Raw genomic sequence first — 21,654 nt, 5'->3', positions numbered from 1 at the left:
GGCACTAGTGAATCATTCATCACCGGTGCCTCACTTTTTTATTAGAGAATGCCATCAAAAAGCGTGTGAGAAGTAGGCGTCCCTGAATCATTTTGAGACACAGCATGTAATTTACATTCATTTTCACGAACAGCAAGTGTGAAACGAAACACCTCATGTACATCATCACAATTTATGTATTCCTCAAAACTCTCTAAAAGAGTATCGAATAGATTATGATGTGAGTATGTGCTTAAGAATAGGAATCCATCTGCTTTAATGAATGACTCTTTATTATGTTCAATAAACTCTTTAAGTGAAGCACGAATGTCATTATCAGAATTGACAAGAGTAGGTTTAATATCCTGTCCAAGTATTCCACTTAAGATTTCATCCACGTCAGCTTCATCATGCTCTACATTGTTGCCAATGTTATTGCAGACAATTTCAACATGGCCTGTCTTTATTTCCTCATTCATATGATTAAGGTTCATATATATCAAATCATCTTTCTTGTGATCATCATGATATCCATATCCATCTTTAAGTACACGTACAAGTAATTGCATAGTCATTATAGGTTTCCTCCTTAAATTATGTATATATCACCCAAACCCCCCGGATGGGGGTGGTCACAGGTGAATCATTCATCATTGATGCCTCACTATTTACTATTTAACTTGTACCCAAATATAAGACCTTCTAGATAAGTCTTTACTTCGTATACATTTCCTGAAAAACACCTTGTACCAACTAATAGATCACCAGTAGGATGATGCATTACGTTGCAAAATAAATCAGGAGAGGCATCTACGGTGAAAATTGCTTTAGTATGTGCTACCAAGTTGTTGATTTCTTTTAGTGCTGCAGAATATGGACCTTGACCTAAAATTAATTGTAAGGCCTCATACTGCTTGTCCTCATGCTCCATCATGGCATCTATTTCTGCATGGAATGAATCAAAACGATTTAAAGTCATAGTATAAAATTCATCGTAGGGAGGAAGGATTACACCAATAGAATCTAAGAATTTATACTGGTGCTTAGCTTCTGCTTCTGTCCAAGCAGACTTAGGCATCTGTGAAACAAGGCGGTCTGGATAGTAGTAGTAGGGTTCATTCTTTTTAGGCATTTATATCAAACTCCTTTTTATATTATGGTTCAAGTATAAAGCAAGTGGACACAAATAAGTGATTATTCTATAAGTGAATATCACCAAATCCCCCCGGATGGGGGTGGAAGATATCATGTAATGCATTACAATCAATTCTATAGTATATGTGTTCTTTTTTCTATCAAAATAATACGAACACTTTGTGACAGATTTGTGATAAATTATGACCAAGGTAGAATTTCCCCAAGTTTTCGCTATATATAAAGATAGTGAGCTGTCTTCGTGAACAGATTCAACCAATGGAAGTAAGCACTATAAGAATCTTTTCATGAAAGGAAGCTTATTAAAAAAAGAAATAAACCTGTTCAAAACAGAGTCTGTCATTGAAAGCTTAGACATTTCTTGCAGGTGTGCGAGAGCTAAGAATCTTTGACTGGACGGTAGCATATATCCACGAAAGGCACCCTAGGTGAAAGGCATGTGAGAGGATGCTGCCACCCGGCATAAGTATGCCCTTTTATAAGGGAGATAGATTCTTTCAAGTTCAAAACCTTTCTATTCATTTAGGGTATGTAGTAGTTGTAGGTTGAAGCAACCATCATAGATACTACAAGTGTAGATATACTATCTTCTAAATAGGTTCATATGAAAGGTGAAGAATCATTACATCATCACATGTGAACAATTCATTCATCATCAGTGATACATATATGTGAGCGGAACCCACAAGCCGAAGGCACATTCAGTTATGATGAAGCCTTAAAGAGAAAGAGTGAATCATCATACTGTGATTAAGCAACACCATCAAGTAACACCATCAAGGGCACAACAAGTATGCCCTTTGTGCTATTACCAAACTTATTTACATATGAAATAAAACATACTTTCTATGAACATAAAACTTATTTTTTACGAAAATAAGAAAAGAGGAGAGGAAGACCCCTCACTCATGAATCATCATCCTTGGTAACGAACGATGTTAGTTAATGTGAATGAAGCAGACTTAGCTGTTACATTTACATCTTTGAATGTGAATACAAACTTCTCAGCACCAGTGAAGTAGTAAGTGTAATCTTCAAACAATACACCTACACGTTCGCCAGCAACATAAACGAAAGGTAGGTAGTAACCAGTAGTTTGATCCACTTCATACACAACACCAGCTTTAGCAGAAGAAGCAAAAGCACGAGCTACTTTATCGTTAGATACAGTGAATGCACCAAAACGAATCTTAACTTCAGCAGGCTCGATTGGTTGTAACTTAACAAGACTGTTTGTTTTACCTGATACTTTCTCAACTAATTTAAGCATACCTTCTTGGCAAACAACCCAAGGGAATGATAAGCCAGCTCCAACAGTTTGTGCTTTATCATGACGGTATTCTCTGTACTTCTTAGCATAAGCAACATAAGCAATTGTCTCAGTATCGAAAGGTAAAGCTTTAACTTGTGAACGAGCAGAAGTAATTGCTTGCTCTTGTAATTTGCTTAATTCAAACTTCATTTTACGATTGTGAAGTTCAGCCTCATGTTTGCTAGCAAAGTTCATCATTTCATGTTGAGCTTCATATTGTTTACGAACTTCCATGATATGACGTTGAGCTTCACCGTAAGATTTAAAGATAGTAGTAAGTTGCTTAGAAATCCATTCAACAACATTGTGATCGTACACGTTAGCATGTGGTGCAAAACGAGCAATTAAGTTGTGAGAATCTAAAGCAGGGTTTAACTCATTGAAACGTGCTTTCACTTTAGTTGCAAATTGGAATAATACATGAGCACGTAACTCTTGCATTAAAGAAGGGTAAACTTGTCCAGCTTTAAGTGTAAGAGAGTTCATTGATTTACCCGCTTTATGCCATTCTAATGAATCATAGCTCGTTACAGGACGACCATTAACCATACGAGTTGAAGAAGCGAAACGTGGGAATGCTTCAGGCTTAACAATGAAATCAAGATTCATTTCATTCCAGAAAGCACCACCATGTTTTGGACGGTCAATCTCAAACCCTTGAGCAAGACGTAATTTGTCTACCATTACATCCATTGCTTCAATTTCTTGCTTGTACATATTACGCATATCAGAATCCAGTACTTCACCATCAACAGTTACATTGTGTGATAAGCTCCACTCTAAACGAGAGATAGCAGCAAGAAGTTTAGTTGCATAATCAGTAAGCTCACCAATACGGTTTGGCTCAAGAGAACGTAAAACAAATACTTTAGATAGCTCATGTAATTGACGAGCGAACTCAGGAGTGTAATCAGCATCTGTGAAAGAAGCTTTAAATCCTTTGTTTGCTTGAGCTCCTTCAGTATCAAATACATTGTACTCACAAACTTGCGTTACAATATGGCCTTTATTATTAACAAAAGTGTACTCAGCTTCTGACTTAACATCAGGTTGCCAAGGACAACCCTCAATGAACTCGCCATCAATCAGAGTTAAGTCAAGTAAAGCAGGAAGTTCCTTCACAGCATTTACTAACACTGGATCCATTGAAGCATGAGTCTTATCTCCATCAAAGTCAGCTCCACCTTGCTTAACAACATGAAAGTCGTGGCAAGAGAAGAACACAAGATTGTTAAACGCAAAAGGGTACTCCTTACGAGCAAAGAAGTAATCTTCTGTGATAATTCCTGTTGCCTTAGCAGTCTCTTTCATGCTAATCTTAGGATTGCGTTGGAAAACAATTTCTTTGTTGGTAGCGAAGAATTTGTCTTCATCGTCAACCATCACTACATGGTTGGCAGGGATACCTACATGAGAAGGGACAATGATGTCAGCATTGCCTTTCTCATCGTATTCTACAAAGTCAGTTGTTCTCTTAAACTTGATATCACGAGAACCTTGACGGTATGCTTCCATAACTCCATAAACATCAGTCACCATGAAGCGGTAGTGACCATCAACTGGTAAAGCTCCACGAGTCCAAGCTTTAATCATATTCTCAATGATATCCAGTAAACGTTTCTTGAAATATAAATCTTCCATAACGAATGAGCCAGCGTAGAAGAAGTTAGTGAACATAGATACTAATGTACCTTCAATGTGCTCACGTTGCTCTTCAGTAATATCCTCATCAGCCATGTCTTCGTACATATCAAGAGTCTTTGTTCCAAGGTACTCAGATAACTTATTAGGATCATCGTACACTTTGAACGCTTCCTCTAACTCAACATCTAATTTATCTTTCAATGCATCTAAATGTTCTTGATTAAATAGAGTTTGAATCATTTGATAAGGGATGTTCGTTTTCTTCTTATCATGACTAGCATCCTTACCAAAGATAGCAATACGGAATTCAACTTGGAAGTCAGGGTTAGTACGTAATAATGTTTTGTAGCTACCTTTAACAGCGCTTTCAAAAGCAAGCAAGTCGTGACCAACCATTTCTTTTAAGCCAGGAACAAATACAACAAGACCTTTAGTAGCAGGTGTAATACGAACTTGTTCAGCAGAGATTAACTTACCGAATTCAGCATTCAATGCAAATTGCACAGAAGCATCAGCAAAGATTAATCCATCTGTTACATTACGTTTGAAAGGCACTTCACTAGCATCTAACTTAATAAACTTATCGTTAGCTGCGTCAAATGCAAGATACTCTCCTTGTTTAACATAAGAGTAGATATCATTCGTTACTTTCATTGTGTGAGTACCACCAAGAAGGGCATAGTCACCATTCTCGTATTCTTTCACTTTGTTACCAATCTTAACTAGAGTAGAAGGTACAGTACTAGTAGATGCCAAGCCGAAACGAGTAGGAGCTTTCGTCATATCTAATGTGTACTTAACACCATCATACTTAGCGAATTGACGCATATCCATTCCAAGAACATGTAACGCTTCAATAGCATCTTTACCTACAATGTGAGTACCCATAACAGTACGCTTTTCAGAAGCAGAAGCTAAGAAATATTCTGCTTTTAACATTGTTCCATTGAAATCAAAGAAAACACCATTCATAACAGCGCTATGTTGAAGAAGCTTCTGTTGTGCAGTTAATTTCTTTTGTCCTTCAAGGATAGGTAAATTGTAGTCCATGCTCATGATATAACGTAGATCACGAACACGCTTGTAGTTAACACCTTCAAAGTCATAAGATAAATCTTTCTTTAACTGACCAAACTTAACAACGTGTGCCGCTTGCTCTTTAGAAAGAGTATACATTTCACCAGTCTCTTCACTGCGTGTCACCATAACATAGTTAGTAGATAATGTACTCATAACAGCATTCTCAGCACGTAACTCTAAACGTGGTTTTACTACAGTTTGAACTGCACCATCAATAAGCTTAGATTCAGCAGTTAATAAGTCAGCAACAAATACAAGACCCATTTCACGAGTAGGAGCCGTAACATAAGCAACGTTGTATTTAGAAGCGAAGTCTTTTACATATGGAATATACTCAGTCTTAATAAAGTTCTCAGGTGCTTTTACAATAGCATCAAGCTTGTTACCAGCAGACATAGCGGCAGATACTTCAGCAACAATATTCTTTCCGTGTGGTTGTGCAGATAATTTAGCAAATGCTTGTTTAGTAGTTTTGATTTTCATAGTTTCTTGCTCCTTTTTATATTCATCAAATTTAGGTACATAACGTGTCACTTCTTCACCAGATACAGTTACTTCTTTCACTACATGAACCTCACTAACAAAGAAGTGCTTAGCAATACGAACTAACTCAGCTTTACGTAAAGTACTAAGACGCTTCACTTTAAAATCGTTTGCTAACATACGACGTAATGGTTTAACAGTCATTCCTTCAACGTTTACTAATTGACCACCGATAATTTGATTTTTAGACATAATAAATTCCTCCAATAATTTAGTGTTTTTTTATATTTGTAGGGAAGCTTTTAACGTCATCACCCTAATTTGGACAAATAAAAAAGACCTCTTAATAGGTCAGCCGACAAGATAAATGATTAAATTAACGTGCGTATGAACGAGTGTGATTGTTATCTTCCTTACGCTTATAGAAATCCGTGCATGTATAGTCACAATCAATCTCTTGATATGGACCCTTCATTCCAGTGACAAACCAATGAGCAAACTTATCTGCATCAATCTCACACCAACGTAACTCGTAAGGTAAATCAAAAGTAATCTGATTCGTGATATTAATAAGTTGATTATCAAAGAACTCATAAGTAGCAATCTGATAAACATGACGCAACTCATGAGCAACTGTATGAAGAATACGTTTTATAAAGTGGTCATTAGAAGGGTACTTAATGCCAGCAAAGGAGCGGTAATAGATATTAACTGCATCTATGCATGGCATAAACGTACCATCTTGCAAGTAAGCTCCACTCATCATGACTTCACCAAACTTACGATAAGATTGATTCACATAAGTATCATCATCATGATTCGTTACCTCAACATGACCAAGACCTAATACGTTACCGATATGATCTGCAAACTTAGAAATAATCATCTGACAAACTATCTTGCATTCAACCTCAGAGGGAACATATACATCTTGTTGTCCTTCTAATACTGTAACTGACTCTTGATAAGCCTTATCCATTTCCTCTACACTTAAAGCACCAATAACTTCTAACACATTCTTAATATTCATCATCACAAATCCTCCAGTAACATTGTTGTTTTAGTAATATAAATAAGACTCACCACAATAGGTCAGCCGACAAGTAAAAAGCAAACATAGGGGAACGGAACCCTATAAAATGAATAGAAAAAGAACTATACAATAAAGACTCCTATACAATACCTATAAGCATATAGAGAGAAGGAGACTAATAGATAGACAATTACTTCATCAACCACATTAAGCAGTAAACAATATAGATACCTAATAAAGAACCTATTACACCTACAGACAATAAAGCTATATTCATGAAAGACTTAACATTAGACTCTAATTGCTCATATGATGTAATGCCTACCTTCTTCCAAAACCACTTAAAGAAACGTACACGAATAGAAGGCTTCTTAGATAAGACTGTTAACACTATCGTTTCCTTGCCATCTCTAACTACCATCTTTTCACTTACTACTTTCACTACACGCTTTTGATTGTTTTTCTTCATGATTACATTCCTCCAATAATTAGTTATCTATTTATATTTGAAATACATTACATACTTATTTAAAGCTTGCATATACAGCACCACACGAATAGCAAACTACTAATCGGTGCTTCCTTAAAATAGGAGACTTACTTTTGCACATACCAAAAGCACGTAATCCTACACTCACAGGAATCGATAAACGACTACCCTACAATTGTGCGAGATTACGTGCTCACCTACCCTCTAGGCGTTGTTATAGGCTCACAGGAACCTTTGCAAGAATACCTAATGTTTTTGTATTGTCAGGATACGAACATGAAAGGGAAGGGAAACTGATCAGTCTGAGGATGCCCCTCTATAAGAAGGCCCTCATATAGCGGTACCTATATAGACACCCCCTTATAGAGAGGCACCTATATTAGCACGTACCTGTATATTCTATTAGCGGTGATACAGTACCATTAGTAAGGTGAACGATCATGTACTTCTTATTACCTTTGTTATCATAATCACGGAATACACTGTATAGGAATCCTTTCTGTTCATCGAATCCTAGGTACTCACCATGTGCTTTTACTGTGTTATATGTCATCTTCATTCTTAATAACCTCCATAATTAGTTAGTATTGTTCGTGTATGTCAGAGGTAGCGTTTGTTTACCTCCTAGCGGAGTATACGCACCTTACACGAAAGACGAATTAAATAAAATATTAATATATGATTGTTCGTGTATTACACATTTAACAGTAAGAATACTGATACGTGGGGTGTCCACTAACCACATCCATGGCAATATCAGTGATAGAATGCATACTGCTTCCATGTCATGCTCTACATGCGGCGCTCCTATCGGGCGCCTTGTCCATACAATGTCAGTGTATAGATAGTGGGCTATTACAACCCTGTTCGTGCCATGCCCACTCACAGCCCTACAGGTGGTAGGTTGCCTTGTCACCCTCGTCGCATACTACCGTCAGCTCAGAGGGAGTAATCACTCACACTAGATGCCCATTTGCATACCATCTAGCGGGTGATTACTGGGACACCGTAGCTCATTAGGCTACGATGATAGCGTATGGTAGTGCTGCACCATACACGAATGCGAAAGCTAGTACATAAGAAAGGCCTAACAGAACAAACGGCATAGCTAGGACAGTACCATTAGCAATAGAAAGGTTATTAAGAAAAGCTTTGTAATTAAGCTTCTGCTTCTTCTTCTTAGCAATAAGATGCATAGCCAATACAGTAAGGGTAGCAATACCTGCACCTACTAGTAGGGCACCTGATAGGCTACCTGTGAATAGACCCGCTACAGAGATAGCAGTAGATCCGATAGCTACCAATGTACGGTTATCATTGATATAACGTAGTGCCTTCATAGATGCACGCTTAATAGCGGCCCATGCTGTAGATGCTGTTTCCTTGAATGACTTATCAGTGGTAGCAGGCTTATCCTTCTTAGTGAAGAATGCCTTTACCTTGTTAGTCGTAGCGGTTGCTTTCTCTTTAAGGCTATCGCCTTTTAATTGTGTGCTGTTCATTGTGCTCTCCTCCTTAGTCATGTTAGCTGTACTAGCTGCTACCGCAGCGTCTGCATCAATAGTGATATGCTGTGAACAATACTTAGCACCATCTTGTACGGCTACCTTGCATCCTTTCTGTGCGCATACTTTGTTTACCTTGAATGATTTGTTTGATTTAGTCATGATATGACTCCTTTCTTAATGGGCACTTTATAGCTTAGTGCGAACTTAATGTGATAGTTGATTGTGGTTATGTTATTACTCTCTCGTAGACACTGCGATAACCCCACAACCTTCAGCAGCCGAGCCTTGCTCAGAGGGGTGGGGCGACGAACGCCACATAGAGTACACACTATACAACCACGTACCCCTCGCAAAATTTTTTTATAAAAATTCCCCTATATAGGCTTTTCCCTAAGTTAGGTGTATCCCTAAAAAATTTTTTGTGAATTTTTCATGATAGGGTAGAATGCACATGTTATAATCATAAATGTAATGCATTACAATAAATGGAGGGATCATTATGAGCATTGCAAGAATAGATAAAGAAATTGAAACGCTACAAGAAGAGATGCGTGAATTAGATGTGTTGTATCTTAGCAAGCAGAAGGATCTCAGACGTTTAAAGAAAATGAAGGAAAAAGAGATGGTAGCGTGGCAAGCCGCTGACAATTGGAAGGCCACCCATCATAACATCACTGAACACTTTCAAAAGTAAGCATCACAAAATGAATAGAAAAAAAGGAGTCTTGTTCATATGACTGAAAGATTTGAGTTAACAGAAGAATTAATAGATAGATTAAGAAGAGCTATTGCTACGCTTAAGTATTCTTCAGAAGTAAATACCTTAACAGAAGAGAAGCCCATGGTTGAATTGTTAAAAGGTGCACTTCGTGAAGATGAAAGTGCAAAGCATAAGAGGGGATTAATTAAACATATAAAAATAGATTTAGCCGCTAACGAGCAAGCTTTAGGAAAGCATGAGCAGGATCAGAAAGAGTTTGAACAGTTAATTAGTCAGGTATTCGGTGCAAGTAAGGTAAAAGCTTTCATTGAGCGTGTAGAGTCTGCATCAGAAGCGGTTAAAGAAGCGGAAGAGAAAGATATCGAGGATTGAGGTAGGCGCATGAACCTAACACATGAATACATAAAGAAACAAGGGAACACAGGGTACTTACATAAGTTGAATCAGTACGTACCAGATGCAGTTGCCCTTTTGTATAGTAAAGAGGGTGTAGTCCCTGAGTTGTATCACACTACAATGTCAGAAGCCAAGAAGATGTTGCACCATTGGGAAATAACAGGAGAGCTTGAGATATATGAGTTTGACCCTGCGAGCTTAGATTCAAAAAAGAAAATAGAAAGACCTGATATAGTAAGCGTCCTTGATCTTAAGGAGACTTACAGAAGAATGGATTATCCTCAACAAGATGGGGAGCAACCTTGGTAAAAAGTTAGGGAAACACCTACCGTAAAAATGTGCGGGCGGGCTTCGCCCTATATAAAAAGGAGAAATCGTATTGGAATTAATAGATCATTATTTAGAAAAGGTTATGAAGGTTCATGGCATATACGTACTTCGTGTAGACAGGGAAGAATGTAGTGACCACCAAATGGAACAGATTATCGAGCAGTGGGACCTAATCAGTGACGGGCATCCGCTATTCATTTTTCCGATGGCGTTCACTATAAGTTTCTTAGAGGAATACAGTCTATATATTGCTCTTATGCTTGTCCGAGGCGGTCAGGCAATAACAAGGAATAGTTGGTTGAAAGAGCACGTAGAAACCGTGCCTTACTTCATATTGAATAATAATGGACAAATAGTAAAACGCACTCCAGGTAAAGAAGATGAATTGCTTATTATCACAGATGAATACATGGATGCGGAAGATTATGTGGTTATACCAAGAGGGAGTTAGATATGGAGTTAATAGCAGAGTATATAGATTTAAATACACCAAACATTATAGATACACCTTTAATCAATATTCAACCAGATTGGGATACATTTCATAGAAGTTACGAACGTAAGATAAGTGTCTTTGCAGGGAGAGGAACAGGGAAGTCTCACAATATTGCTTTAAGAGCTGTTCGTTCTGAATGTGACTGCATTGTTTTTGTACACAATGAAGGTCTGGTTAGACTTATGACTGAAAAGATTGCTGACTTAAGTAATCCTAATGATCTTGCAACTTGCAGGTCAGACAGAATAAGATCGACTATTACATATAGAGACGGGCATTCCATTGAGGTAGTAAGCTTAGCTTCCCTTAATTTGTTTCCTTTTAGAGGTAGAGATTTTTATGAGAAAGAGATAATGTTTGATGAAGCAGAATATAACGGTTTTTCAGATTTTATCATTGAGCATCGTAGGGAGTTAGAAAGAGCAAGACGTATTATAATGGTTAGTTCAATTGCAAGAGACTTAGACACTGCAGCAAAGCGGTGGTTTAAATTCTCTGAGAAGAAATTCTTTATAGATTCGGATATGTTTATTCCTGTCGAGATGCAAAGATATGAGCTATATCCTAGTGAAATGCGCCATATGATAGAGCAATTACCACCTATTTATTACATAATCTAAAGAATTCTAAATTTTTCTTAAGTTTTTTCAATCAAGGTATTGTAATGCATTACATTATGAGTTATATTATTGGTGGGTGGTTTATTAATTCCGATTATCTTGCACATCAGTGCAACTCCTCTAGACATTGTGGTGCAGCTCTTGCACCCTTTATATCGGCTTAGTTTAAAGGTAGAACAGCAGTCTCCAAAACTGCTAGTCTGGGTTCGATTCCTAGAGCCGGTGCCAATTAGTAAGTTGGGGTCTTAGCACCCTGAGAGACTTAGAAGCTCTCAATATTATTATGGGACAGCCATCCCACCAATTCTATGATTTTACGTATGATAAGTGAACAACGGGTTAGCGGAAGGGAGTTACCGAAACAAACTCCTTCTACTATATTATTGGCTAGTAGCTCAGCGGTAGAGCAATCGGCTGTTAACCGATCGGTCGCACGTTCGAATCGTGCCTAGCCAGCCATATTATCATGGGTTGATTACCCACCTTTGCTACAGATCTAGTCAATCTGTTATTGCGTGATTTTTATGTAATCTTAGTCATCGTTGTGTTTCTTCCGGTAGAGTGTTAATTCACTCTGCTCCATGTCGCTTGGATGGTAGGTATCATGACAGGATTCAATAACCTGTGAAGAAGGCGTTCAATTCGCTTAAGCGGCTTAGACCCGTTCCGCACTGCTTCGTGTTAAAGCAGAGGGTTAAACACTTGACCATACCAAGTGTGCCTTGATGTATAAGGGCTAAGGTATACATCGTTTATCTGAACGTAAAACAGAAGGCCCTTCTTGCCATAGTAGAAGCGGCTTCGAGCAGCCGACGATGTGTGAAGTGTGAGCAACCCTTGAGGAAGTTAGGGTCATCCTGCAAGGCTGGGCGAAGGGGCGTACAAACATAAGAGGTCGGGCTGTTTGTGCAAGTTAGAGGGTTCGGGGACTCTAACATCTAATAAAGGAATGATACATATGAAAAACAACAAATGTGTAAATTGTCATTTTCCATTAAAGAAAGTAACCTCATATCTTTGTACCAGTTGCTTTAAGAAAGAACTGAAGAAGAAAATTGAGAATAGTTAATACATGTTGTCTGGATGGTAGGATCATGACAGGCTTCACAACCTGTGATAAAGACGTTCGATTCGTTAAGGCAACCTTCTAATATGGGCTTTGGCAGCCCACCAACGGAAATTTTTTAATTTTCATTTGAACTACTCCTTTCTAGCAAGGGGATTTTCCCTACCGCCAATAGGTTTTTGCCCCTTGCACCGTGGCTCACAAGCATAATGGTAATGCGTTCGAAAAGCTTCTTATATGAAGAGAGTAGAAAGAAAGAGGTTCAATTCCTCTGAGGGCCGGACATAGATCGAGACGACGGCGTTCTGACGAGAACGTGATCAGTACCACGACCAGTTTACGAGCATTTGTAACACCTCCTTTCAGGTTGGAGCTTTTCCCTGTACGTAGGGTGCAGGTCTTTGCTCCCAACCCTAAAGAGTATACGGTGGTTTCTAACACACACATCTCCTTCCACCGTGTGCTTTTTAGGGTGTGGAGCACACACTCAGTCCCGACATTCTTTCGGTAACATGAATAAGGATAACGCAAAAAAGCACTAGAGCGCAGGCACAGTTCTAGTGCTTTTTTTATGAAAATTTCTCCAATTTAAATGTTGCATACTGAGGGAAATGGTGGTAAGATTGTACATGTAGACAAAATAGACAAAATAGACACAGTATCCAAATTGGACAAATTGTATTGGAGGAGATTACAAAATGGCAACAACAAAACAGAAAGCTAAAAAAGTAGTAGCACCGATCTTAGTAGGTGTTGATGTGGGCTTTGGAGATACAAAGAGATTATCGAATATCTTCCCACAACTTAAAGTTATGCCGAGTGCAGTTATCCCAGGCACGAAGCCAAAAAACAGCAGAATCTTTGATGCTGAAGAGATTCAAGAAGATAGCCTAATTGTTACAACAGAAGATGGAACTTTCTATGTAGGAAACCAAGCAATGGTAGCGCCTGTTCCAGGTAATCGTCGTACTCAGATTCGTGATCGTGCTAATGATCCAATCAGCCGTACATTGTTCTACACAAACATTGCAATGAGCGTTCCGCATGAAGAAGGGGAATATGATGTATTTGTAATGACAGGTTTACCGAATGATGATTATGATCTATCAACGAAAAAGAACTTAGATGACTTCTTAAATAAATCTTACGAAATTGAATTCCATTTAAGCCCGACTAATACGATTAAGAAAACTATCAATATTGTAGGGCATCATATCTTACGTCAACCAGAGGGTTCTGTTACATATAACTATTTCGAGTTCGATATGCAAGAATTCCTGCTTCCGGGACCAAATGCTCGTGATACAATTGGAATTATTGATTTAGGACATGTTACTTCTGACTTCGCTTTATTCCGAAACGGTGAAATCATTGAAGATGATGGTGTAAATGATTCATCTGTTGGTGTGACTGAAGTATATAGAAGATTGCGTAAGCGACTAATCATTAAACTTGACCAAGAAGGCATTGACTTAAAGGTTAAGGAGCAAGACCTTGATGTAGCAGTACGCACAGGTAAAATTAAATATCTAGATAAAGATATTGATGTATCTGCAGAAGTTCAGCAAACAGCAGAAGAAGTAGCTAAAATTATTGCTGGTGAAGTATTAGATGCATGGGGCAATGAAACGAACCGTCTTGAGCTTATTTTACTTGCTGGTGGTGGTTCACATATCTTTAGAAAGTACTTACATCAGGAGTTTGAAGCACGTAACAAGCAAGGTTTCTTAACAATCGATACTCCACAATTCAGTAACGTATACGGCTTCTATATGTATGGATGCATGATTCAGGTTGAAGAATTTGGACAAGATGAAGTGTTAAACACTTATGTTGCTCCAGTATTTGAGGGTGTTGCGTAATGTCTGCAACCCCTAACAACAAGAAGCTTTATGCTCGTATACGGAAGGAAGATACTCTTCTACAAGAGCATTTCAATACTGTCAAAGACAGTGACTGGCCATATGAAATCAGAAGGCTTTTGGAGAAAGCTATAAAGATTGAAAGAAAAGAGCAGGAAATGTTCGAGCAGATGAGAAGACAAGCACAGCAAGACTCTTAACGGAGTCTTGCTTTTTTTTATGGGTTCATACCGAGTTACAGATAAAATTGTAAAGCTAGTAAAATAGAGATAGGGAGATACCGCACCACCCCAGATAGCACCGACTGGCAAAGTAGGGGGATTGAGTTGGGTATCTCTTTTTTGTTTATTTAGAAAGGGGAAAGAAGAGATGACAAGTACTGGACCAAAGACAGAAGCAGGATTGCAAGCTGTTTCTGAACAAGCAAGGTCACTGGATCATACAGCGTGGACGCAGAATCCAGAGGCTGTGCAAGCTATTGAGATCGCTAAAAGGTTAAGGAATACAAAACATGGGATGTATGCATCAGTTCCAATCATTTGTAAAGCAGAAGGATGCCCCTATGCTGATTCATGTGAGCTACAGCAAATGCAGCTTGCTCCGTATGGTGAGAAGTGTCCAATGGAGATTGCAGCAATTGAGGACTTATTTGCACGTTATTGTGATGACATGAATATCAATGCGGAAGATCCTCGTCAACAAGTTGATGCCATTCTTGTAAAAGAAGTAGTTGATATTGATATTTCTATGCTTCGTTGCGATAAGAAGATGGCAGTTAGTGCTGACTTTATTATTGAACAGATTGTAGGGATGACAGATGAAGGAGAAGCTATGTCTCGCCAAGAACTTCATCCACTTACTGAATACAAAGAAAAGCTACGAGCTCAAAAGTATAAAACACTTAATCTGTTGAACTCGACACGTAAGGATAAAGAAGGCTCCAAAACTACTGTTGTCTTCGATCCATCTGAACGTGCTGCTCAAATGCTTAAGATACAGCAAGACATGAAACAGCTTGAAGATCAGGAAGATGAAGCAGAGAAAGCTTACTACGAAAAGATGCGTCGTGGTGGCAGTGATGTAATTGATGTTGAACCAATCGTGATGGAAGAATAGGGAGTGATTTAAATGCCAGGGAGATTTCTTATTCCACCTGCAATGAGAGTAGGTCATAAGTATACACATACAAACCCTATTGAGAATACTAAAAAGATTGTAAAGGGTATCGGCAGCCACTTAAAGGAGAACTACAATCCAAGAGATCCGCTGTTTACTAAAGATAACGTGGAAGGCAGAAATGTTAATAACCTTTGGACGGGCTATAAGCTTGGAGGTAAAGGGAAACTTGCTGCAGGTGCAAGTGTATTAGGTGGTGGTGCAATCATGGTAGCAGACCCTCGTGGTGTACAAAGTACATTAGGTGATCCTAGCATGATTCAAGCTCAAAGTGACGAATTAGATGTTGAATCTTTGCAGTCTACTAGATCAGATGGATTAGGGTACCAAGCGCAGCTCAGTACAAGCGCTCTGCAAGATTTATCTGCTTCAGGTGATTTAGTATTCGCTATGCACAAAACACGCCATAGCGGGCAATTCTAGAGGAGGTTTTTGAATGGCAGGAACACCAATTGGTCCGAATAATTCTCAAGGAAACATTGATCAGTTAAAAAAGAAAGGTATCGGCATGGGAGGTCGGTTGATGAACCATGGATTCATTGGCTTAGATACTTTCATGAGGGTGAAAGATGGAGAAAAGCTACCAGTAGCATTAGGAAAGGCAGTTTTAACAAATGCCGCATTCTCTTTGATTCCCGGAGGAATTGTAGGTGGTATGGCAGCAATGGCTGTTATGTCGGCTCCTGATATGATGAACCAACTGGATCAAGCGACAAGTGCTCTAGGTGCTAAGAAACAGCAATTTGGTGGGAACTTTCAAGAAAGCGAAACTCAAATGTATATGATGCAACAAGGGCTAGGCAGAATGCAGGATGCTAGAATGCAAGCAACTCGACGTATGGCTAATCATGCAAGAGGAGCGCAAAAAGTTTATTAGAAAGTGGGGGAATCCGTATGGCAGCAGTCGCAACAAACGAGCCCTATCAGCGAGTCGCAAAAGACAATGGCGTATTTGATGGCGCTATGATTGGTGCAGGTATTGGGGCAGTAGGAGCTACTGCAGGTGTGTTTGGAACTCGCATGAGTTATAACGGCATCGGCAAGAGAGTTGAGCGTGATAAGCAAATGCTCGAAGGAAAACTCAAGCACCAGCAAAAGCAGGCACAAAGAGCTGAAAACAAATACAACAAAGTCAGCCAAAATGCCGGCCCTCGATTCTATGAAAAGAATCGCTATAATCGTGGAATGGATGCTGAGGAACGAATTGTGAGCCACAGCAATAATTTAGAGACGGCTATTAACAATAATCGAAAACTGGATGTTTCTTCTCTTCAGGAAAGAACAGCAGCAGACATCGAAAGTACAGTAAAACAGGTTGTGGAGAAGAGTCCACATTCTAGTCCAAATACTGTTCGTAGACACAATATTGATGTTCAGCAAAGACGAAATCAGTACCTGCAGGATCAAAAGGAACTAAATGCTAACTATGACCAACAGATAGGACAAGTTAGACAAAATACCTCTTCACGATTAGATCAGAATAAAGATGTTCAACGTAAAAGTAGAATTCAAAATAAAATTGATGGTCGTGTAAATCAGGCATATACGAAATACACAAATAAAGTAAATGATGCTGTTAACACTGCAAGCAAGTTACGAGACATTGACTCTGGCGCACACGCAGAACACCTTCGTAAAAATCATGCTTATAGTCGTCATATGGGTGGATGGAAGAATGCTGCAATTATAGGTGCTAGTGCCGTAATCGGAAGTGGAGCAGGTATGTTAACAGATAGCTTATATCAACAAGGAGGTAAGTAATTATGTTATCAAGTAATCAGCCTTATCATAGAGTAGATGACGGAATTGGTGCAGGTGTAGTTGCAGGAAGTGTAATTGGCGGTGCAGCAGCAGGGGCTTCTCACATGTGGGGAGGAAATTTAATTAATGGTTATCGTGACAAATCTTCTGCAGCATTTGCTAATGCAAAAAGGGATTTTAATGGTGCTGAAAACAAAGAAGCTGCAATGAAAGATTATCAAAAAGCCAATGATAAGCACACAAAACAGCAAACAAGAGCTAAGAATCTATCTTCTGCTCATAGCAAAGGTTTTAGTGGAGGATGGAAAGGAAAAGCAGCTGCTTATGGTGGTTCTGTCTTAGCTGGAGGCATATTAGGTGGATTTATCGATGGAGCTAACAACTAAGGAGGAGAAGTTATGTCAGTAGATAGCAACAAACCACTTCAACGTGTAAGTGTGCAATCAAACCATAACGACACTATCTGGAATGGCGCTGCTTGGGGTGCTGGAGCAGGAATCGGTGCAGCTGGTCTAACATATGGAGCTACCATGCATGGTGCAAGAGGTTTATCCAATCTTAATTACAAAGTAGCAGGAAACAAAACTGTTCGTGAAATGACAAGAGCAGATAAATTAAAAGAAAAAGGTAAGCCCTTCATGAGTAGTGCCGGTATCGATGCTATTCACGAACACAGAATGGATAAGGCAGATGCTTTCTCTAATAAGATGGGCAAAGTTCAAAAAGCAGGAAACTTCATGTTTGGTGAAGGTCCTCATGGATCGTTAAAGAGAAGTAAGGTAGCCGGTGCAGCAGGTTTACTTGGTGGTATGGTTACTGGCGCTCTTATCGATTCTAAGAAGTAGGAGGATACATTATGTTGCAATCAAATCAACCTTTCAAACGAGTTAGTGAAGAGACACCCTGGCAGAAGTTCGGAACAGGTGCTATTAACGGGGTTGTAGCGGCTGGGGTTATGGATGCTGGGCTTTACGGTGCCTCTAAAATGAAGTCTACAAATTCACATCTACAGTCTTTACAAAGACTTGGTAAGGAAGGACATGCTCACGGTTACGGTAGCATGAAAAGACGAGCTTTTACTTATGGATCAAGTGCTTTAATTGACGGTGTAATCGATTCAGCTATTAGATAAGAATGTAGCAGTGATGTGTGAGTGCTCCACACACAATAGGATGTAAGGAATGAGGTAATGAGCACAAGCATATTAACGGATAATCAGATGGATGAATTAGAGCGTGAGATACGTTCTGACCCTATTAAGTGGGCTTATTGGAAGTTGAAAGACCCAAAGGGTAATCCATGGAAAGCACGTTGGTATCAAAAGAAAATGATTTACGGGATACTAAACGGGGATAGACGTATTGCCGCACGTATGGGACGACGTGTAGGGAAAACAGAAACAATGGTAGTCTTTTGTTTATGGTATGCATTTCACCATAAGAACTCTCGATTACTAGTAGCAACACCTTATGAGCACCAAGTTCGATTAATCTTCATGCGTTTAGCTGAATTGGTACGTGATTGTGATGAGCTTGATGCTTCTGTGTCTATGACAAAGAATCCTTTCATTGCTTCTTTCGGTAATGGCTCTAAAATTATGGGATTCACAGCTGGTGCTAATGCTGGTTCTCAAGCCGGTGCATCTGTCCGTGGACAACGTGCAGACTGGCTGTTCTTGGATGAAGTCGATTATATGTCTCGAGACGGTATTGATGCTGTTACAGCTATTGCCATGGAAGATCCTAAGCGTATTGGAATTTGGGTTTCTTCTACACCTACTGGTAAACGAGATTTCTTCTATGATATCTGCACAAACTCTAATACTGGTTACAAGGCTTATCATTTCCCATCTCATGTTAACCCTGATTTTGATGAAAAATTAGAAGGTGAAATGAGAGCAACCATGACCGTACAAGGTTATATTCATGAGGTTGAAGCGGAATTTGGTGAAGAAACAATTGGGGTTTTCAGTAAAACGGCGGTAGAGCGAGCAAAAAGCCAATATCTTTACAGTTATCGAGAATTAAACCTATGGGAGCAGGAACAGTACAAGAAACAGGGCTATATCATAGATGACATAGTATTCCATCCAGAGTATACTGTAAGGAATCCAGCACCGGATGCTCATCGTATTGTAGGAGTAGACTGGGATAAATACGCTGAAGCAACACAAATTGTAGTCACTGAATTTGATGAAATACTTAAGAAATTCCGTGTAGCTAAACGTTATGAAATACCACGTGGTGATTTTACATACGATCATGCTGTACAGAAACTTATTGAGATTAATGAGATATGGGACCCAAAATTCTTCTATATCGATGCAGGGCATGGAGAGTATCAAATTGAGATGCTGCGCAAACATGGTTTAGAAAATCCAGAGAGCGGAATGCTTAAGAAAGTTAAGAGGGTTCATTTCTCTCAAACACTTGAGATTCGTGATCCAGGTACCCGTGAAGTCGATAAGAAGGACGTTAAGAACTTCATGATTAATCAGACTAGTATTCTGTTAGATCGAGATCAATTAGTATTGTCTCCTTTTGATGATATGGTTTGGAAACAAATGATGGACTACCAAGTAGTGCGTATTTCTCAGAACGGTAAGCCTATCTATACGTCTGAAAATGAGCATGCACTAGATGCATTCATGTTAACAATTATGGGATTCACTTTAGAATTTCCTAACATAACTAAGATTCTTGAAGAAATTAAAGTAGCACGAAAGGCATTACCTTTCAAAAATACAACTCAAGAATCCTTACAACAAAAGGTCTTTGGTGGGCATCGTGATGTGTACAAGCCCTTAAAGGACAAACCTGAAAGAGAAGAGAGAGATAATCCAAACTGGCACTTAAATAAAGTATCTGTTGGATATGGCAAAAAGAAAAATGCTTCGGGACCTTGGGGTCGTGGAGCAAGTAGGAGTACAGGATTAGGTAGAGCGAAATTCTAAGATTTATTTTCTTAAGAAATAAAATCATAAAAAATAAATCTTATATTCATTGGAATGCCTGAGATAATGCGTTGACCCTATGTAAGCGACACGATCTGAAATCGTGGTTATAGGCTGTAGGTGGAAGGCACAAATACCCCCTGTATCCCATTTTTTTAGCTTGACTCAACTTTCATCTCTTTCCCTGCCCTCATAGACTTGTCTATGGGGGTTACATATTGTTTAGGGGGGATTTTATGTCAGAGCAAACATTTGATGAACTATATGGTGGTAAAGGGATTGATACACCATATGAGCACGATAAGATCACTTATAGACCACAAGTGAAGTACACAAAAAAGAGCATATATGAGCTGATTAGACCTGAAATTAAGCAGTCTATAGAACGTGCAAGAACCTTTACTGTTAGTCAAATTCTTTCTGATTATGATGAATTAATCGCAGAGATTGATGAACTACTAGTGGACTTAGCAGCACGTAATTCGGTGGAATTACTTAAGAAGCTCAAAACAATGCTTTCTCTGAAACAATTCAAAGACATCATCTCCTTTGAGCGAGAACAAAGTGGTTACAATCAGACTGGTGACTTTGAATTATATAGTCTTCTTTACAATATGAAGCAGTCTTTACAGGTACGAAGAGATTTCATTGATGAGAAATTCAGAACTCAATTCACTAGTGAAACAGATATTGAGAAAATTGAAGAAGCAGAACTGGCTTCTATAGAACAGTGGGAGCAACTTGAAGCACGAGTGATGGACACTTACTCAGCAATGACTGAACTAGATAATCATGATGATGAAGACTTTCCTTTGCAGGATGAATCATTATCTGTAAATATGGATGAACTAAATTATGAATCACTTGAAAGTTTGGAGTCACAAAAGAGAAATAGTGAATTACTACACACGTCCTTAGCTGATACTTCATACGTTCATCGTAACCGTTACTTCATGTTTCTAAATGTAATCGAGAAGGCGAAAATCCTCATCTATAACGCTGGGTCACTTATCGATGATAACTTAAAGGACTTCATCATGAGCCTAAATGACATGTCAGATTTCACTGCGCCTAAATCGCATCTTATTTTGCAGTTTAAATCTGTTAGAGATAAACATGAAGCGCTCAAAGGAAGAATGATGACCATCGATGATGAGAAAGAAAACTTCGGTTCTGAAAAGCAATACTTATATCAGCAATTAGAAGTTAAGACGGTTGAGCCCTTAAAAGCATGGATGTATCAACAAGAAGATAGTTATAGTGGGGCACTGGATAAATTCTCTCAGTATATGGTGAATTCTATGAAGGATTCACGCAAAGTTTACGAAGGTACATTGGCAGATATGCTTAATTTCTATAAATCAGAGTCCGATTTTTACGAGCAACAAATTAACTTTTTAAAAGATAAAGAGGAAATCAGAAGATTTTACAGCATTCTTGAGGATTTAGAAGATGCAGACAAGATAACGAATGCATGGGTGGATGAATACTTAAAAGTAAATGGATATAGCTCTCAGGCGTATGTGTAATGCATTACAATAAAATGTATAATAACTGTGAACTATTATATTTTAGAAATAACGAGCTTA

The 21,654-nt window shown here is 38.7% G+C and carries 23 protein-coding genes and 2 tRNA genes; 18 read left to right on the top strand and 7 right to left on the bottom strand.

The annotated features are described in order from the left end of the window. Window positions 1-41: 41 nt before the first annotated feature. From LAV82_RS23475 to LAV82_RS23445, 7 genes are all read right to left on the bottom strand, one after another. Window positions 42-554: a hypothetical protein gene (locus LAV82_RS23475; protein ID WP_499717040.1), complete on the bottom strand. Its 513-nt coding sequence runs from the start codon at window positions 552-554 to the stop codon at window positions 42-44. An 89-nt stretch (window positions 555-643) separates the two neighbouring features. After that, a complete protein-coding gene (locus tag LAV82_RS23470) occupies window positions 644-1,111 on the bottom strand; it encodes a hypothetical protein (protein ID WP_499717039.1) in 468 nt (155 codons plus the stop codon). A gap of 939 nt (window positions 1,112-2,050) precedes the next feature. Continuing rightward, window positions 2,051-5,905, bottom strand: a complete 3,855-nt coding sequence (locus LAV82_RS23465; protein WP_499717038.1) for a hypothetical protein — start codon at window positions 5,903-5,905, stop codon at window positions 2,051-2,053. A gap of 124 nt (window positions 5,906-6,029) precedes the next feature. Then, window positions 6,030-6,686 carry a hypothetical protein gene (locus LAV82_RS23460; RefSeq protein ID WP_499717037.1) on the bottom strand — a complete coding sequence of 219 codons (657 nt, stop codon included), beginning with the start codon at window positions 6,684-6,686 and terminating at the stop codon, window positions 6,030-6,032. 190 nt (window positions 6,687-6,876) lie between these two features. Further along, entirely contained in the window at window positions 6,877-7,155 is a 279-nt protein-coding gene (locus LAV82_RS23455; RefSeq protein WP_499717036.1) for a hypothetical protein, read from the bottom strand. 400 nt (window positions 7,156-7,555) lie between these two features. Further along, window positions 7,556-7,735: a hypothetical protein gene (locus tag LAV82_RS23450; protein WP_499717035.1), complete on the bottom strand. Its 180-nt coding sequence runs from the start codon at window positions 7,733-7,735 to the stop codon at window positions 7,556-7,558. A 457-nt stretch (window positions 7,736-8,192) separates the two neighbouring features. Then, on the bottom strand, window positions 8,193-8,843 hold the full coding sequence (locus tag LAV82_RS23445) for a hypothetical protein (protein WP_499717034.1): 651 nt from the start codon (window positions 8,841-8,843) through the stop codon (window positions 8,193-8,195). 340 nt (window positions 8,844-9,183) lie between these two features. On the opposite strand from LAV82_RS23445, the gene LAV82_RS23440 reads away from it, so the two are divergent. The 18 genes from LAV82_RS23440 (at window position 9,184) to LAV82_RS23355 (ending at window position 21,594) form a co-directional block, all read left to right on the top strand. Next, complete coding sequence (locus LAV82_RS23440) at window positions 9,184-9,378, top strand: hypothetical protein (protein ID WP_499717033.1); 195 nt, start codon at window positions 9,184-9,186, stop codon at window positions 9,376-9,378. A gap of 39 nt (window positions 9,379-9,417) precedes the next feature. Continuing rightward, window positions 9,418-9,777, top strand: a complete 360-nt coding sequence (locus tag LAV82_RS23435) for a hypothetical protein (protein WP_499717032.1) — start codon at window positions 9,418-9,420, stop codon at window positions 9,775-9,777. A gap of 66 nt (window positions 9,778-9,843) precedes the next feature. Beyond that, a complete protein-coding gene (locus tag LAV82_RS23430; protein ID WP_499717031.1) occupies window positions 9,844-10,110 on the top strand; it encodes a hypothetical protein in 267 nt (88 codons plus the stop codon). 70 nt (window positions 10,111-10,180) lie between these two features. After that, window positions 10,181-10,582, top strand: coding sequence for a hypothetical protein (locus tag LAV82_RS23425; RefSeq protein ID WP_499717030.1), 402 nt, complete (start codon window positions 10,181-10,183; stop codon window positions 10,580-10,582). A gap of 2 nt (window positions 10,583-10,584) precedes the next feature. Next, window positions 10,585-11,247: a hypothetical protein gene (locus LAV82_RS23420; RefSeq protein WP_499717029.1), complete on the top strand. Its 663-nt coding sequence runs from the start codon at window positions 10,585-10,587 to the stop codon at window positions 11,245-11,247. 154 nt (window positions 11,248-11,401) lie between these two features. Next, window positions 11,402-11,475, top strand: a tRNA-Trp gene (locus LAV82_RS23415). Between the two features lie 156 nt (window positions 11,476-11,631). Then, a tRNA-Asn gene (locus tag LAV82_RS23410) sits at window positions 11,632-11,706 on the top strand. A gap of 1,305 nt (window positions 11,707-13,011) precedes the next feature. Beyond that, entirely contained in the window at window positions 13,012-14,175 is a 1,164-nt protein-coding gene (locus LAV82_RS23405) for a ParM/StbA family protein (protein WP_449305565.1), read from the top strand. Further along, window positions 14,175-14,375, top strand: a complete 201-nt coding sequence (locus LAV82_RS23400; protein WP_449305564.1) for a hypothetical protein — start codon at window positions 14,175-14,177, stop codon at window positions 14,373-14,375. The genes LAV82_RS23405 and LAV82_RS23400 overlap by 1 nt, the downstream gene beginning before the upstream one ends. A 169-nt stretch (window positions 14,376-14,544) precedes the next feature. Continuing rightward, the gene (locus tag LAV82_RS23395; RefSeq protein WP_499717028.1) at window positions 14,545-15,291 is read left to right on the top strand and encodes a hypothetical protein; all 747 of its coding nucleotides are present in this window, start codon (window positions 14,545-14,547) and stop codon (window positions 15,289-15,291) included. A 12-nt stretch (window positions 15,292-15,303) separates the two neighbouring features. Continuing rightward, complete coding sequence (locus LAV82_RS23390; protein ID WP_499717027.1) at window positions 15,304-15,774, top strand: hypothetical protein; 471 nt, start codon at window positions 15,304-15,306, stop codon at window positions 15,772-15,774. A gap of 13 nt (window positions 15,775-15,787) precedes the next feature. Next, window positions 15,788-16,228, top strand: coding sequence for a hypothetical protein (locus LAV82_RS23385; protein ID WP_499717026.1), 441 nt, complete (start codon window positions 15,788-15,790; stop codon window positions 16,226-16,228). Between the two features lie 17 nt (window positions 16,229-16,245). After that, complete coding sequence (locus LAV82_RS23380) at window positions 16,246-17,112, top strand: hypothetical protein (protein ID WP_499717025.1); 867 nt, start codon at window positions 16,246-16,248, stop codon at window positions 17,110-17,112. A gap of 2 nt (window positions 17,113-17,114) precedes the next feature. Then, complete coding sequence (locus LAV82_RS23375) at window positions 17,115-17,498, top strand: hypothetical protein (RefSeq protein ID WP_499717024.1); 384 nt, start codon at window positions 17,115-17,117, stop codon at window positions 17,496-17,498. Between the two features lie 12 nt (window positions 17,499-17,510). Then, window positions 17,511-17,957: a hypothetical protein gene (locus LAV82_RS23370; RefSeq protein ID WP_499717023.1), complete on the top strand. Its 447-nt coding sequence runs from the start codon at window positions 17,511-17,513 to the stop codon at window positions 17,955-17,957. A gap of 11 nt (window positions 17,958-17,968) precedes the next feature. Beyond that, window positions 17,969-18,244 carry a hypothetical protein gene (locus LAV82_RS23365; RefSeq protein ID WP_499717022.1) on the top strand — a complete coding sequence of 92 codons (276 nt, stop codon included), beginning with the start codon at window positions 17,969-17,971 and terminating at the stop codon, window positions 18,242-18,244. A 57-nt stretch (window positions 18,245-18,301) separates the two neighbouring features. After that, window positions 18,302-20,065, top strand: coding sequence for a terminase large subunit domain-containing protein (locus tag LAV82_RS23360; RefSeq protein WP_499717021.1), 1,764 nt, complete (start codon window positions 18,302-18,304; stop codon window positions 20,063-20,065). A 236-nt stretch (window positions 20,066-20,301) separates the two neighbouring features. Continuing rightward, window positions 20,302-21,594 (top strand): hypothetical protein, encoded by a 1,293-nt coding sequence (locus LAV82_RS23355; RefSeq protein WP_499717020.1) that lies wholly within the window; start codon window positions 20,302-20,304, stop codon window positions 21,592-21,594. Window positions 21,595-21,654 lie beyond the last annotated feature (60 nt).

It is taken from the genome of Bacillus sp. ILBB4, from assembly GCF_035064545.1.
Taxonomy (GTDB): domain Bacteria; phylum Bacillota; class Bacilli; order Bacillales; family Bacillaceae_H; genus Priestia.
This window is presented reverse-complemented; position numbering and strand designations above follow the sequence as displayed.